This is a genomic window from Streptomyces sp. NPDC037410 (genome assembly GCF_055602235.1).
This window is the reverse complement of sequence record NZ_JBVJWR010000002.1, coordinates 460,521-472,986: the sequence shown is the minus strand read 5'-3', so window position 1 is coordinate 472,986 and position 12,466 is coordinate 460,521. Positions and strand designations below refer to the sequence as shown.

General features: G+C 72.6%; 13 protein-coding genes. 1 reads left to right on the top strand and 12 read right to left on the bottom strand.

Going from position 1 to position 12,466, the window contains the following annotated elements; genetic code table 11:
• Nucleotides 1-236: 236 nt before the first annotated feature.
• The 6 genes from ACZ7HT_RS05020 to hsaA (ACZ7HT_RS04995) form a co-directional block, all read right to left on the bottom strand.
• Nucleotides 237-1,106 carry a MaoC/PaaZ C-terminal domain-containing protein gene (locus ACZ7HT_RS05020; protein WP_471159851.1) on the bottom strand — a complete coding sequence of 290 codons (870 nt, stop codon included), beginning with the start codon at nt 1,104-1,106 and terminating at the stop codon, nt 237-239.
• A complete protein-coding gene (locus tag ACZ7HT_RS05015; protein WP_471159849.1) occupies nt 1,106-1,594 on the bottom strand; it encodes a flavin reductase family protein in 489 nt (162 codons plus the stop codon). Before ACZ7HT_RS05015 ends, ACZ7HT_RS05020 begins: the two co-directional genes overlap by 1 nt.
• On the bottom strand, nt 1,582-2,475 hold the full coding sequence (locus tag ACZ7HT_RS05010; RefSeq protein WP_471159846.1) for a VOC family protein: 894 nt from the start codon (nt 2,473-2,475) through the stop codon (nt 1,582-1,584). Before ACZ7HT_RS05010 ends, ACZ7HT_RS05015 begins: the two co-directional genes overlap by 13 nt.
• A gap of 26 nt (nt 2,476-2,501) precedes the next feature.
• A complete protein-coding gene (gene hsaD / locus ACZ7HT_RS05005) occupies nt 2,502-3,371 on the bottom strand; it encodes a 4,5:9,10-diseco-3-hydroxy-5,9,17-trioxoandrosta-1(10),2-diene-4-oate hydrolase (RefSeq protein ID WP_471159844.1) in 870 nt (289 codons plus the stop codon).
• 12 nt (nt 3,372-3,383) lie between these two features.
• A complete protein-coding gene (hsaA, locus tag ACZ7HT_RS05000) occupies nt 3,384-4,550 on the bottom strand; it encodes a 3-hydroxy-9,10-secoandrosta-1,3,5(10)-triene-9,17-dione monooxygenase oxygenase subunit (RefSeq protein WP_471159842.1) in 1,167 nt (388 codons plus the stop codon).
• Nucleotides 4,551-4,667: 117 nt separating this feature from the next.
• Entirely contained in the window at nt 4,668-5,837 is a 1,170-nt protein-coding gene (gene hsaA, locus ACZ7HT_RS04995; protein ID WP_471159840.1) for a 3-hydroxy-9,10-secoandrosta-1,3,5(10)-triene-9,17-dione monooxygenase oxygenase subunit, read from the bottom strand.
• A gap of 182 nt (nt 5,838-6,019) precedes the next feature.
• Here hsaA (ACZ7HT_RS04995) and ACZ7HT_RS04990 point away from each other — a divergent pair, with 182 nt between their 5' ends.
• Nucleotides 6,020-6,895 (top strand): IclR family transcriptional regulator, encoded by an 876-nt coding sequence (locus ACZ7HT_RS04990; RefSeq protein ID WP_471159838.1) that lies wholly within the window; start codon nt 6,020-6,022, stop codon nt 6,893-6,895.
• Between the two features lie 91 nt (nt 6,896-6,986).
• On the opposite strand, the gene ACZ7HT_RS04985 is transcribed toward ACZ7HT_RS04990, so the two are convergent.
• Genes ACZ7HT_RS04985 through ACZ7HT_RS04960 form a run of 6 tightly spaced genes read right to left on the bottom strand, consistent with a single transcriptional unit; the run spans nt 6,987 to nt 12,195 of the window.
• Nucleotides 6,987-8,033 (bottom strand): 2Fe-2S iron-sulfur cluster-binding protein, encoded by a 1,047-nt coding sequence (locus tag ACZ7HT_RS04985; protein WP_471159836.1) that lies wholly within the window; start codon nt 8,031-8,033, stop codon nt 6,987-6,989.
• Complete coding sequence (locus tag ACZ7HT_RS04980) at nt 8,026-8,277, bottom strand: ferredoxin (protein ID WP_471159833.1); 252 nt, start codon at nt 8,275-8,277, stop codon at nt 8,026-8,028. Before ACZ7HT_RS04980 ends, ACZ7HT_RS04985 begins: the two co-directional genes overlap by 8 nt.
• Before the next feature lies 1 nt (nt 8,278).
• Entirely contained in the window at nt 8,279-9,433 is a 1,155-nt protein-coding gene (locus tag ACZ7HT_RS04975) for a Rieske 2Fe-2S domain-containing protein (RefSeq protein WP_471159830.1), read from the bottom strand.
• Nucleotides 9,434-9,458: 25 nt separating this feature from the next.
• The gene (dmpG, locus tag ACZ7HT_RS04970; protein WP_471159827.1) at nt 9,459-10,481 is read right to left on the bottom strand and encodes a 4-hydroxy-2-oxovalerate aldolase; all 1,023 of its coding nucleotides are present in this window, start codon (nt 10,479-10,481) and stop codon (nt 9,459-9,461) included.
• Between the two features lie 12 nt (nt 10,482-10,493).
• Entirely contained in the window at nt 10,494-11,405 is a 912-nt protein-coding gene (locus ACZ7HT_RS04965) for an acetaldehyde dehydrogenase (acetylating) (protein WP_471159825.1), read from the bottom strand.
• 7 nt (nt 11,406-11,412) lie between these two features.
• Nucleotides 11,413-12,195 carry a 2-keto-4-pentenoate hydratase gene (locus tag ACZ7HT_RS04960; RefSeq protein ID WP_471159824.1) on the bottom strand — a complete coding sequence of 261 codons (783 nt, stop codon included), beginning with the start codon at nt 12,193-12,195 and terminating at the stop codon, nt 11,413-11,415.
• Nucleotides 12,196-12,466 lie beyond the last annotated feature (271 nt).

The window sequence follows — 12,466 nt, the reverse complement described above, 5'->3', positions numbered from 1 at the left end:
CACTTTGTTCTTTGGCCCCCCCTTGTTTCTCCTTTGTTCTCTTTTTTTTTTTGGGGGGGGCCTTGTGGGCGGTGGGTCCCCTCCCCCCCCCCCCCCCCCCGGGTCGTCGCGCGCGGTGAGCCGCGCGCCGGTTCAGCGGACCGTGATCCGCGCGCCGGTTCGGCGGACCGTGATCCGCGCGCCATTCAGTGGACGTGATCCGCACGCCGGTTCAGCGGGCGGTGATCCGCGTCGGTTCAGCGCGCGGTGATGCGCGCGTCGGTGAGGACCGGCGCGTCCCCGCGGTCCGCGGCGGTGGCCGTGAGCCGGTAGCCGTCGGGGGTGTCCCAGACGCGCAGCCGCAGGGTCTCGCCGGGGTGGAAGACGCCGGCGAAGCGCGTACGGCAGCCGGTGACCGCGCTCGCGTCGCCGTCGAGCAGACGGTCGGTGACGGCCTTGACCGCCATCCCGAAGGTGCAGAGCCCGTGCAGGACGGGGCGGTCGTGGCCGGCGCGCCGGGCGGTGGCGGGATCCGCGTGCAGCGGGTTCCAGTCGCCGGTGAGCCGGTAGAGCAGCGCCTGCTGACGGAGCGTCGGGATCTCGGCCACCAGGTCGGGTTCGCGCTCGGGCGCGGGGAGGCGCTCGGAGGGGCCGCGGTCGCCGCCGAAGCCGCCCTCGCCGTGGACGAAGATCTGGTTGCGCTGGGTGAGCAGCGGCTCGCCGTCCTCGCCGGTGAGGGTGGACTCCTGGACGATGACGGCGGCCTTGCCGTTGTCGTGGACGGCCGCGACCCGGGTGGCCGCGGTCGCCCGGGCGGCGGTGGGAAGCGGCCGGTGCACGGTGATCTCCTGGCCGCCGTGCAGCACGTTCGCCAGGTCGATGTCGACGCCGGGCAGGTCGAAGACCTGGAAGCCGACGCCGCCGGTGCCGCCCGCGACGACTCCGAAGGTGGGCAGGACCTGGAGGCCCCGCTCGTGTCCTTCGTACGTGTAGCGCAGTTCGCGCGGGTCGGTCTCGGGGACGCCCGCGCCGAGGGCCAGGTGGTAGAGCCGTACGTCGCGCTCGTCCCACCCGGCCTCGGTGCGCACCGGCGGCGCCGAGGTCGCCTTCTCGACGTCGATCGGCATCAGAACGCGCCCACGGCGTAACGGCTGCGGAAGAAGAGCAGCGGCCGGCCGTCCTCGCCGGCGTCGAGCGCCACCACCTGCGCGGTGACCAGGTGGTGGTCCCCGGCCTCGTAGACGGCGTCGAGCTCGCACTCCAGGTGGGCGAGGGCTCCGTCGATGCGTACGGTGCCGTGCGCGCCGGTGGTCCAGGGCACTCCGGCGAACTTGTCGGGGCCGCTGCGGCCGAGCGCGGCGCAGGTGTCCCGCTGGTCCTCGGCGAGGATGTTGACGCAGAAGCGGCCCGCGCGCTCGATCCTCGGCCAGCTGGTGGAGTTCTTGCCGACGGCCAGCATGACCAGCGGGGGGTCGAGGGAGAGCGAGGCGAAGGACTGGCAGGCGAACCCGACGGGCTCCATCGCGTCGGCGTCGAGCGTCGCGACGACCGTGATGCCGCTGGCGAACCGGCCGAGCACGTCCCGGAACTCGGAGGGCGGGATCAGCCGTTCCACTGGTGGCCCCAGAAGCTGTCGGTGGTGATCTCCTTCGCGACCCAGGTGGCGGGGTCGACGACGAGGCCGTCCCAGCCGTACTCGACCTGGAAGCCGCCGGGGGCCTGGGCGTAGAAGGACACCATGCGGTCGTTGGTGTGGCGGCCGAGGCTGGACGCGATGGGGATGCCGGCGGCGTGCATGCGGTCGAGGCCCCGGCCGACGTCGTCGAGGGTCTCCAGCTCCACCATGAAGTGCACGATGCCGGGGGGCAGCGCGCCGGGGTAGAGCCCGAGGCTGTGGTGGCGGCGGTTGGGGCTGAGGAAGTGCATCCAGTGGAAGTCCCGCTGCTCGGTGGCGGTCGGGACGGCCTGCGGCGGCAGCTTCATGGAGTCGCGCAGCTGGAAGCCGAGCAGGTTCTCGTAGAAGTCGAGGGCGGCCTCGATGTCCGGCACGGGGATCACGACGTGGCCGAGGCCGAGGTCCCCGGTGACGAAGCGGTTGCCGTACGGGGTGCCGAGGGCGGTGTGGTCCTGCGCCTGGCCCCAGTAGAGCTCCAGCGGGTTGCCGCCCGGGTCGGTCACGTGGATGAGGCCCTGGACGCGGCGCTCGGTGAGTTCGGCGGGGTCGGCGGCCTTGACGGCGACGCCGGCGGCCTCCAGCTCCTCGGCGGCGCGGGCGAGTGCGGCGGCGTTGGCCACCTCCCAGCCGGCGGCGAGGAGCCGGTCGCTCTCGCCGGCCCGGATGACGATGCGGTGGGCGCGGTCGTCCAGGCGGAGGCAGAGGGTGTCCTCGGTGGTGCCGGATGCCTCCACCATGCCGAGGACGTCGAGCGCGTAGCGGCGCCATGCGTCCAGGGTGGTGGTCTCCAGGCGGAGGTAGCCGAGAGCGCGGATGTCCATGGTGTGCACCTCTTCGGTGAAGGGTCTCAGTGGGAGAAGAAGTCGACGGCGAGGCGGTTGAACTCGTCGGCCCGCTCGGTCTGGGCCCAGTGGCCGCAGTGCGGGAAGACGTGCAGGCGGGCGTCGGGGATGGTCTTGAGGGCGACGAGCGCGCCGTCGAGGGGGTTGACCCGGTCCTCGCGGCCCCAGGTGAGGAGCACCGGGTGGGTGATCCGGTGGGCCTCGCGCCAGAGCATCGTGTCCCCGGCCCAGGCGGGGTTGGCGAACGAGGCGCCCATCCGGGCGTTGCCGAGCCGGGTGTCGGGGTCGGTGGCCGAGGCCCAGCGCTCCTCGACGAGTTCGTCGGTGACGATCGACTGGTCGTACGCCATGACACCGAGGAACGCGCGCAGTTGTTCCTTGGTCGGCTCGGGTGAGGCGTTGAACTCGAAGAGCCGCTTGATGCCCTCGGTCGGGTCGGGCGCGAAGAGGTTGACGGAGACTCCGCCGGGGCCCATCAGGAGGAGCTTGCCGACCTTGTCCGGGTGGTCGAGCGCCATGCGGACGGCGGTGCCGCCGCCGAGGGAGTTGCCGATGAAGTGCGCCTGCCGGATGCCGAGTTCGTCCATGAGGGCGGCGACGGCGCCGGCGCTGAAGCTGAAGTAGTCCTTGTCGAGCTCCGGCTTGTCCGAGCGGCCGAAGCAGGGCTGGTCGACGAGCAGCGTGCGGAAGTGCTCGGCGAGGACGGGGAGGTTGCGGCCGAAGTTGCTCCAGGCGGAGGCGCCGGGGCCGCCGCCGTGGAGCATGACCACGACGGGGGCTTCGGACGGCCCGTCGGGGGCGGCCTCGTGGTAATGGAGGGTGAGCCCCGCCGCCTTGGCGGTGCGGGAGGTCGACTCGTACGTGAGCTCTGCCATCGTCGGCGCCTCTCAGGCCATGGTGTCGTGGATGTCGATGCCGAGCGCGCTCTGCCCGTACATGACGAGGGCCCGCTCGGGGTCGTTGGCGGCGTGGCCGCGGCCGGTGTGGGCGTCGCGCCAGGCGCGCTGGACGAGGCCGGGGCCGGTGCGCATGGCGCTGCCGCCGGAGTTCTCCATGAGCAGGTCGACCGCCGCGACGGAGCGCTCGGTGGCGAGCACCTGGTCGCGCCGGGTGCGCGTGCGCAGCTCCATCGGGATCTCCTCGCCGCGCTCGGCGAGGGCGTACATCGCGCCGATGTTGCGGGTCAGCTGCAGCCAGCTCGCGTCGATGTCGCTGGCGGCGCGGGCGATGCGGACCTGCGCGAAGGGGTCCTCGGCGACCTTCTGCCCGTACGAGACGCGGAACCGCTGCCGGGTGGCCTCGGCGTACGACTCGAAGGCGCCCTCGGCGATGCCGACGATCGGGGTGGAGATGGTGGTGGTGAACACACCGGCGTACGGCAGCCGGTACAGCGGCTCGGGGTTGACCTCGTGGCCGGGCACCTTCAGGGCGGTGACCGGGCCGAAGCTCAGGGCGCGGTGCTCGGGGACGAAGGCGTCCTCGACGACGACGTCGTTGCTGCCGGTGCCGCGCAGGCCGACGGTGTCCCAGACGTCGTCGACGCGGTAGTCGGAGCGGGGGATCAGGAAGGTGCGCATGTCGACCGGGTTGCCCTCGCCGTCGGTGACGAGGCAGCCGAGGAGCGCCCAGCGGGCGTGGTCGCAGCCGGAGGAGAAGTGCCAGCGGCCGGAGAGCCGGAAGCCGCCGTCGGTGGCGGTGGCCTTGCCGGTGGGGGCGTACGAGGAGGCGATGCGGGTCTTGGGGTCCTGTCCCCACACCTCCTGCTGGGCGCGGGGGTCGAACAGGGCGACGTGCCAGGGGTGGACGCCGACCACGGAGGCGACCCAGCCGGTCGAGCCGCACGCCTTGGCGATCTCCTTGACCGCCGAGTAGAAGACCACCGGGTCGGCCGCGCGGCCGCCGAAGGCCTTGGGCTGGAGCAGCTGGAAGAAGCCGGTGTCCTCCAGTTCCTTGACGGAGGTGTCGGGCACCCGGCGCAGCGTCTCGGCCTCGGCCGCGCGGTCGCGCAGGGCGGGGGCGAGATCACGGATCGCTGCCAGGACGTCATCGGCCATGGGGCATCCCCTTTCGGGTCGTGGTGGGGGAATGCCAGGACCGTACGGCGCGCCGTACGGCAGCGAAATGCGCTGCTCCCACTGAGCGGGAACCCGCCCGGGACGCGGCCTTCGGGGTCAGACCATCGGGTCGTGGACGTCCATGCCGAGGGCCTCCTGGGCGTACGGGACCAGGGCCCGCTCGATGTCGTTGGCGGCCTGGCCGCGGCCGGTGTGGAGGTCGCGCCAGGCCCGCTGCAGGACGTCGTCGCCCACGTGCAGCGGGCCCCGGCCGGCGTTCTCCATGAGGAGGTCCACGGCGGTGAGGGCGCGTTCGGTGGCGAGCGCCTGGTCACGGCGGGTGCGGGCGCGCAGTTCCATCGGGATCTCCGCGCCGGCGCGCGCGACCGCGTACAGCTCCGCCATGTTGCGGGCGAGCTGCAGCCGGGCGGCGTCGATCTCGCCGGCGGCGCGGGCGATGCGTACCTGCGCGAAGGGGTCCTCGGCGGCCCTCCTGCCCTGGTCGTTCCGCAGGCGGGCGCGGGCCGCGCCGAGCTGGTCCTCGTGGGCGCCTTCGGCGATGCCGACCATCGCGGTGGAGATGGCGGTGGTGAAGACGGCCGCGTACGGCAGGCGGTACAGCGGTTCGGGGTGGACCTCCTGCCCGGGGCAGCGCAGCGAGGTCACCGGGCCGTAGCCGAGCGACCGGTGGGCGGGGACGAAGGCGTCCTCGACGACGAGGTCGTTGCTGCCGCTGCCGCGCAGGCCGACGGTGTCCCACACGTCGTCGACGCGGTAGTCGGAGCGGGGCACCAGGAAGGTCAGCATGTCCACCGGCCGGCCCTCGCCGTCGGTGACGAGCCCGCCGAGCAGGGCCCAGCGGGCGTGGTCGCAGCCGGCGGAGAAGTGCCACCGGCCGGAGAGCCGGAAGCCGCCGTCGACGGGCGTGACCTCGCCCGTGGGCGCGTGGGAGGAGCAGATCCGGGTGGAGCCGTCCGCGCCCCAGACCTCCTCCTGCGCCCGCGGGTCGAACTGGGCCACGTACCAGGGGTGGACGCCGAGGACCGACGCCGCCCAGCCGGTCGAGCCGCACGCCCTGGCGATCGCGTGCACGGCGGCGTAGAAGACGGCGGGGTCGGCGGCGAGTCCGCCGTACGCCCCGGGGCGGAGCAGCCGGAAGAAGCCGGCGGCCTCCAGTTCCGCGACGGAGGCGTCGGGCACCCGGCGCAGCGCCTCCGCCTCGGCGGCGCGCTCGCGCAGGGCGGGTCCGAGGGCGCGGACCGCCGCGAGGACGTCCTCGTCGCGCATGGCTGCCCCTCTCGGAATCCGGTCTCGTCGTGCCGTGACGACAGGGAACCTACGCGTTACTGTTCCGAGACGGAACTCCCTCTTCCCAGCGCCTGTCATCCTCTGGCAATCTCCACGCAATACCGGAGATTACGGACTCGGCCAGGGGCCATTCGACTGTGCCGTCCGTGTGGGAGGTGTCGATGACGACCCATGCCGTGGAGGCTGTCGAGGCCGGGATGCCGCCTCTGTCCCTGCTGGAGAAGGCGGCGAAGGTGCTGAGCACCTTCGAGAGCGCGGGGCCCCGGCTCACCCTCACCGAGGTCGTGCAGCGCTCGGGCATCCGGCGCTCCTCCGCGCACCGCATCCTCGACCAGCTGGTGCAGCTGCGCTGGCTGGAGCGCGAGGGCCGCGACTACCGCCTGGGCATGGGCATGCTGGAGCTCGGGGCGATGGCCTCGCACCACAACCGGCTGCGCAGGGCGGCCCTGCCGCATCTGCACGCGCTGCACGAGTCCACCGGCCATCTGGTGCACCTCACGGTGCTCGACGGCTCCGAGGTGGTCTATCTGGAGCGGATCGGCGGCTCGGACGACTCCGTCGTGCCCTCGCGCACGGGCGGGCGGCAGCCGGCGTACTGCACGGCCTCGGGGAAGGCGATCCTGGCCTTCGGCGACGGCGGGCCGGTGGAGCAGGTGATACGGGACGGGCTGCGGCCGCGTACCCCGCGCACCCTCACCCGCCCCGAGTCCTTCCGCCGTGAGCTGGCGATGACGCGGGAGCGGGGCGTGGCCTTCGACCACGAGGAGGGGTACCGGGGGGTGTTCTGCGTGGCCGCTCCGCTGCGCGGCTCCGGCCGGGCCATCGCCGCGGTCTCGGTCAGCGGCCACGGCGTCCACCGCGAGATGGAGCGGCTGGCCCCGGCCGTGCGCGGCTGCGCGCGGTCGGTGTGGCAGGCGATGTTCGGACCGGGGCGGCGGTCGGAGAAGCGCGCGAGGCCCGAGGGGTCCGTGGCGGGGATCCCGCAGCCGTCGATGGACGACATGATGGCGTGGCTGCGGTTCAGCGACTGGATGTGACGGCTGGGGGATGTGACGGCTGGGGGATGTGACGACGCCGTCCCCGGAGTCCGTACGGGCTCCGGGGACGGCGGACCGTCGGCTGCCCTCCTCAGGAGTAGGTGATCCCGACCCGGTCGGTGAGCGGGAGGGCCTGGCAGGCCAGGACGTACCCCTCGGCGATGTCCCGGTCGTCCAGGGCGTCGTTGCGGAGCATCTTGACCTCGCCCGCCACGACACGGCAGGTACAGGCGCTGCAGGCGCCTTCCCGGCAGGAGTACGGGGCGTCCACGCCCGCGGCCAGGAGCACGTCGAGCAGGGGCGCCGTCGGCGGCCAGGCGACCGTGTGGGTCTCGCCGTCGAGCTCGACCTCGGCCGTGCCGCCGCCCCCGGCCGCCGTGTCCACCGGAACGGCCGGGGCGTCGAAGACGTCCGCGCCGAGCGAGAAGAACCTCTCCCGGTGGATGCGGTCGCCGAGCGCGCCGAGCGCGCGCAGGGCCTGCTCGACGGCGTCCATGAGCGGCTGCGGGCCGCAGACGAAGGCCTCACGGCCGGCGTACGGCGCGAGGGCGGCGGCCAGCCGGTCCACGGACGGCAGGCCCTGGAGCGACTCCAGCCAGTGGAGCACGAGCAGCCGGTGCGGGTGGTCCTGGGTCAGGGCCCGCAGTTCGTCGCGGAAGACCACCGAGGACTCGTCGCGGTTGGCGTAAAGGAGCACCACCCTGCCCCGGCCGGCGGCCAGGGCCGATTTGGCGATCGACAGGACGGGGGTGATGCCGCTCCCCCCGGCGACGAGCAGCAGGTCGCCGTCGAGGGAGTCGGGGGTGAAGGTGCCGGCGGGAGGCAGCACCTCCAGCTCGTCGCCGGCCGCGAGGCGGTCGCAGACCCAGTTGGATCCGTACCCTCCGGCGACCCGTTTGACGGTGATCTTCAGGGGCTCGCCGGTGTGCGGCGAGCTGGCGAGCGAGTAGCAGCGGGCGGCGGGCCGCCCGTCCGCGCCGGGCAGCTTCAGGGTGAGGAACTGCCCGGGGCGGTACGTGAAGCGGTCGGCGCTCTCCGGCGGCGCCTGGAGCACCAGGGAGTGCGCGTCGGCCGTCTCGGCGACGACCTCGACGACGCGCAGCCGGTGGGTGCGGGCCCGTGTCGTGGACTCAGACATCGACGGCCTCCGGGGGCTCCAGGGTGCTCACCGTCAGGGTCCCGTCCTCCACCGCGCGGGCGATGCTCGCCCGCAGGGACCGGCAGGTCCGCATCCGGGCGGTGGTCACGCCCGGGCCCACCCGGTCGCGGAACTCCGCGCAGGCGACGGCCGCGTCGGCCGTCCACTGCACGGAGGTGTGGGCGACGCTGAACTTCTCGCACAGGACCTGGTTGCCGCAGGCCGCGCACTCCACCGCTCGCATCTCAGGCTCCGGTTTCCGTCTCCGTCGCGCGGCGCGCGAGGTTCTCCTCGACCTCGGCGCGCCAGGCCGTGTTGGCGCGCCGGGTGTCGATCTCGAACTCGAAGCGGCGGGTCATCTCGTCCTTGACGTCGGCGACGTCGACGTAGAACTGCTCGTACCAGCGGCGCAGTTGGTAGACCGGGCCGTCCTCCTCGGTGAGCAGGGGGTTGTCGATCCGGGTCTTGTTCCGCCAGATCTCCACGTCCTGCTCGAAGCCGACGGTGGCGCCGTCGGCGGTGAGCCGCGCCGCCTCCGTGGCCTGCTCGTCCGTCATCCCGGGCAGCCGCTTGACGATCGCCCCGTACTGGAGCAGGAAGCTGTTCTCGTCGATCGGGTAGTGGCAGTTGATGAGGACGATCTCCATCTCCGCGCCGCCGCCGACGTCGCTGTAGAGGTTGTCGATCATGTAGGAGGGGCCGAAGTAGGAGGCGTCGGAGCGCAGGCGGCCGGAGCTGAGGGTGCCCAGTTCCATGTCGCCGCGCGGGCTGCTCTCCATGTACTGGGTGGCGACGTGGCCCTCGAAGACGTTCTTGAAGTACTCGGGGAACGCGTAGTGGACGTAGTAGAAGTGCGCCATGTCGACGACGTTGTCCACGATCTCGCGGCAGTGGGAGCCCTCGACCCGGAGGGTCTTCCAGGTCCAGTCGCTCCACTGGTCGGCCTCCGGGCCGTGGATGCCCGCGATCTCGGGGACGGTCACCTCGGGGGGCGGCGGGTCGCCCTCCGGGTCGTTCCAGACGAAGAGCTGCCTGTTGCGCTCCAGGGACACCCAGGCGCGGGTCCTGGCGCGGGGCGGGACGCGGCGGGCGTACGGGATGCCGGCGCAGCGGCCGTCGCCCGACCAGCGCCAGTCGTGGAAGGGACAGGCGACGGCGTCGCCCTTGACGGTGCCCTGGGCGAGGTTGCCGCCCATGTGGGGGCAGTAGGCGTTCAGGACGTGCAGCTGTCCGTCGTCCTCGCCCTGGAAGACCACCAGCTTGGTGCCGAAGGCCTCGATCTCGTGCGGCCTGCCGTCCTTGAAGCCGTCGGCGAGGCCGAGGCAGTGCCAGCCACGGGCGAAGCGCGCCGGCGGCCTGCCCGTCTCGATGACCCGGACCTCGTCGTTGAGAGCAGTCATCTCGTCCCTCCTGGTTTCTGTCGGTTCAGTTCTGTGCGGCGAGTTCGACGGCGATGTCGATGAGCTGGTCCTCCTGGCCGCCGACGAGTCGGCGCTCGCCGGCACGCAGGAGGATCTCGGCGCCGGAGACGCCGTAGCGCTCGGCCTGCCGGTAGGCGTGCTTGAGGAAGCTGGAGTAGACGCCGGCGTGGCCCATGAGGAGGGCGAGCCGGTCGAGCCGGCACTCGTCGTCCATGACGGGCCGGACCACGTCCTCGGCCGCGTCGATGATCTTCAGTACGTCGATGCCGGTGCGGATGCCCATCTTGGCGCAGACGGCGACCAGGGCCTCGACGGCGGTGTTGCCCGCGCCGGCGCCGAGCCGCCGGGTGGAGCCGTCGATCTGCAGGGCGCCGGCCTTGATCGCGGCGATCGAGTTGCCGGTGCCGAGGGCCAGGTTCTCGTGTCCGTGGAAGCCGACCTGGGCGTCGCCGCCGAGTTCGGCGATGAGCGCTTCGACCCGGTCGGTGACGTCGTCCATGACCATGGCTCCGGCCGAGTCGACCACGTACACGCACTGGCAGCCCGCGTCGGCCATGATGCGGCCCTGCCGGGCCAGTTTCTCCGGGGTGGTGGAGTGGGCCATCATCAGGAAGCCGACGGTCTCCAGGCCCCTCTCGCGGGCGAGGCCGAAGTGCTGGTCGGCGATGTCGGCCTCGGTGCAGTGGGTGGCGATGCGGCAGATGCTCGCGCCGTTGCCGTGGGCGGCCCGGATGTCGTCCTTGACGCCGAGCCCGGGAAGCATGAGGAAGGCGATCCTGGCCTTGGTCGCGGTCTTCACCGCGACCCTGATCAGCTCCTGCTCGGGGGTCTTGGAGAAGCCGTAGTTGAAGGACGATCCACCGAGCCCGTCGCCGTGCGTCACCTCGATGACCGGGACTCCGGCGTCGTCGAGGGCGGCGACGACGGACCGTACGTCGTCGGCGGTGAACTGGTGCCGCTTGGCGTGCGAGCCGTCGCGCAGCGAGGAGTCGGTGATCCGGATGTCGAGGGTGTCCGAGTAGGGCATGCGGGGTGCTCCTTACGCGCCCGTGGCGAGGAGCGCCGTGGCGAACTCCTCGCCGACCTTGGTGGCGGCGGCGGTCATGATGTCGAGGTTTCCGGCGTAGGGCGGCAGGTAGTCGCCCGCGCCCTCCACCTCCAGGAAGACCGCGACGCGGGCCGTCCCGCCGTTCTCCGGGCCAGGGTCGTCGAACTGCGGTTCGGCGCGCAGCCGGTAGCCGGGGACGTACGAGGCGACCTGCTCGGCGATCTCCTTGACGGAGAGGGCGATGGCGTCCCGGTCGGCGTCCTCGGGGATGGCGCAGAAGACGGTGTCGCGCATGATGACGGGCGGCTCGGCCGGGTTGAGGATGATGATCGCCTTGCCGCGCGCGGCGCCGCCGATGGTCTCGATGCCGCGTGAGGTGGTACGGGTGAACTCGTCGATGTTCGCGCGGGTTCCGGGGCCGGCCGAGACGGAGGCCACCGAGGCGACGATCTCCGCGTACGGCACGGGGGCGACGCGCGAGACGGCGTACACCATGGGGATGGTGGCCTGTCCGCCGCAGGTGATCATGTTGACGTTGGGCTTGTCCAGGTGCTCGTGGAGGTTGGCCGGCGGCACGACGGCGGGGCCGACGGCCGCCGGCGTCAGGTCGACGGCCTTGATGCCGAGCTCGGCGTAGCGCGGGGCGTTGGCCCGGTGGACGTAGGCGCTGGTGGCCTCGAAGACGATGTCGGGCTTCTCGTCCTGGGCGAGCAGCCAGTCGACGCCTTCGTGGCTGGCCTCCAGGCCGGCGCGGGCGGCGCGGGCGAGGCCCTCGCTGTCCGGGTCGACGCCGATCATCCAGCGGGGTTCGAGGTGCTCGGAGCGCAGCAGCTTGTACAGCAGGTCGGTGCCGATGTTGCCGGAACCGACGATGGCGGCGGTCGCCTTTGTCGTGATGGTCATGATCACCTCAGATGAACGAGAGGGAGACGGAGCCGAGGCCGGTGAACTCGGCGGTGAAGGTCGCCCCGGCCGCCACGTCGACGGCCCGGGTGCACGAGCCGGGCAGCACCACGTGCCCCTTCCTCAGGGACACGCCGAAGCGGGCGACGGTACGGGCGAGCCAGGCGACGGAACGGGTCGGGTCACCGAGCACGGCGTCACTGCGGCCCTCGGCGAGGAGCGCGCCGCCGCTGGTCAGCCGGGCGTCGATGGACGTGAGGTCGAGCTCGCGGGGCTCCCGCCCCTCCCCGATCACATAACCGGCGGAGGAGGCGTTGTCCGCGATGGTGTCGGCGATGGTGATCCGCCAGTCCCGGACCCTGCTGTCGATCAGCTCCAGGGCGGGCACGACGCGTTCGGTGGCGGCCAGGACGTCCGCCGGGGTGCAGGTCTCGCCCGGCAGGTCGTCGCCGAGGACGAAACCGACCTCGACCTCGACGCGGGGAGCGCAGTAGCGTGCGGCGCGGACGGGGACGCCGGAGCTGAGCTCCATGTCGTCGAGCAGATGGCCGTAGTCCGGTTCGTCGACGCCCATCATCCGCTGCATGACCGGGGAGGACAGGCCGACCTTGTGACCGCGCACCGCCGCGCCGGCCGCGAGGCGGTGGCGGATGTTGACGAGCTGGATCTCGTACGCGTCCTCGGTACCGATGCCGGGGAACACGTCGACCAGCGGGGCGATCGGCGTGACGGCATCTTCGGCGGAGCGCAGCAACTCGGCCGCCTCGAGTCTCTGGCGGTCCGTGAGCATGGCGGGTCCCTCCTGCGGGGCGGTTGGGGCTGTCCGGGGAGGCTAGGACGGGGTGGTCTCCGCCGGGGAGCGCCGGTTCCCGGTGAGCGGGAAAGGACGACGGGCCGGCCGCCCCGACGAGAACGCCGGTCCGGAGCGGCGGGGGGGGGGGGGGGGGGGGGGTTGTGGGGGGGGGGGGGGGGGGCCCCCGCCCCCCCCCCCCCCCCCTTCCCCCCCCCCCCCCCCACCCCCCCCCCCCCCCCTCGGGGTTTTTTTCCTCTTTTTTTTTTTC

What these genes read in the sequence shown, in the direction of transcription:
- ACZ7HT_RS05020 (WP_471159851.1), bottom strand. Translation starts at nt 1,106, where the DNA reads ATGCCGATCGACGTCGAGAAGGCGACCTCGGCGCCGCCGGTGCGCACC.
- ACZ7HT_RS05010 (WP_471159846.1), bottom strand. Translation starts at nt 2,475, where the DNA reads ATGGACATCCGCGCTCTCGGCTACCTCCGCCTGGAGACCACCACCCTG.
- hsaD (WP_471159844.1), bottom strand. Translation starts at nt 3,371, where the DNA reads ATGGCAGAGCTCACGTACGAGTCGACCTCCCGCACCGCCAAGGCGGCG.
- hsaA (WP_471159842.1), bottom strand. Translation starts at nt 4,550, where the DNA reads ATGGCCGATGACGTCCTGGCAGCGATCCGTGATCTCGCCCCCGCCCTG.
- hsaA (WP_471159840.1), bottom strand. Translation starts at nt 5,837, where the DNA reads ATGCGCGACGAGGACGTCCTCGCGGCGGTCCGCGCCCTCGGACCCGCC.
- ACZ7HT_RS04990 (WP_471159838.1), top strand. Translation starts at nt 6,020, where the DNA reads ATGACGACCCATGCCGTGGAGGCTGTCGAGGCCGGGATGCCGCCTCTG.
- ACZ7HT_RS04985 (WP_471159836.1), bottom strand. Translation starts at nt 8,033, where the DNA reads ATGTCTGAGTCCACGACACGGGCCCGCACCCACCGGCTGCGCGTCGTC.
- ACZ7HT_RS04980 (WP_471159833.1), bottom strand. Translation starts at nt 8,277, where the DNA reads ATGCGAGCGGTGGAGTGCGCGGCCTGCGGCAACCAGGTCCTGTGCGAG.
- ACZ7HT_RS04975 (WP_471159830.1), bottom strand. Translation starts at nt 9,433, where the DNA reads ATGACTGCTCTCAACGACGAGGTCCGGGTCATCGAGACGGGCAGGCCG.
- dmpG (WP_471159827.1), bottom strand. Translation starts at nt 10,481, where the DNA reads ATGCCCTACTCGGACACCCTCGACATCCGGATCACCGACTCCTCGCTG.
- ACZ7HT_RS04965 (WP_471159825.1), bottom strand. Translation starts at nt 11,405, where the DNA reads ATGACCATCACGACAAAGGCGACCGCCGCCATCGTCGGTTCCGGCAAC.
- ACZ7HT_RS04960 (WP_471159824.1), bottom strand. Translation starts at nt 12,195, where the DNA reads ATGCTCACGGACCGCCAGAGACTCGAGGCGGCCGAGTTGCTGCGCTCC.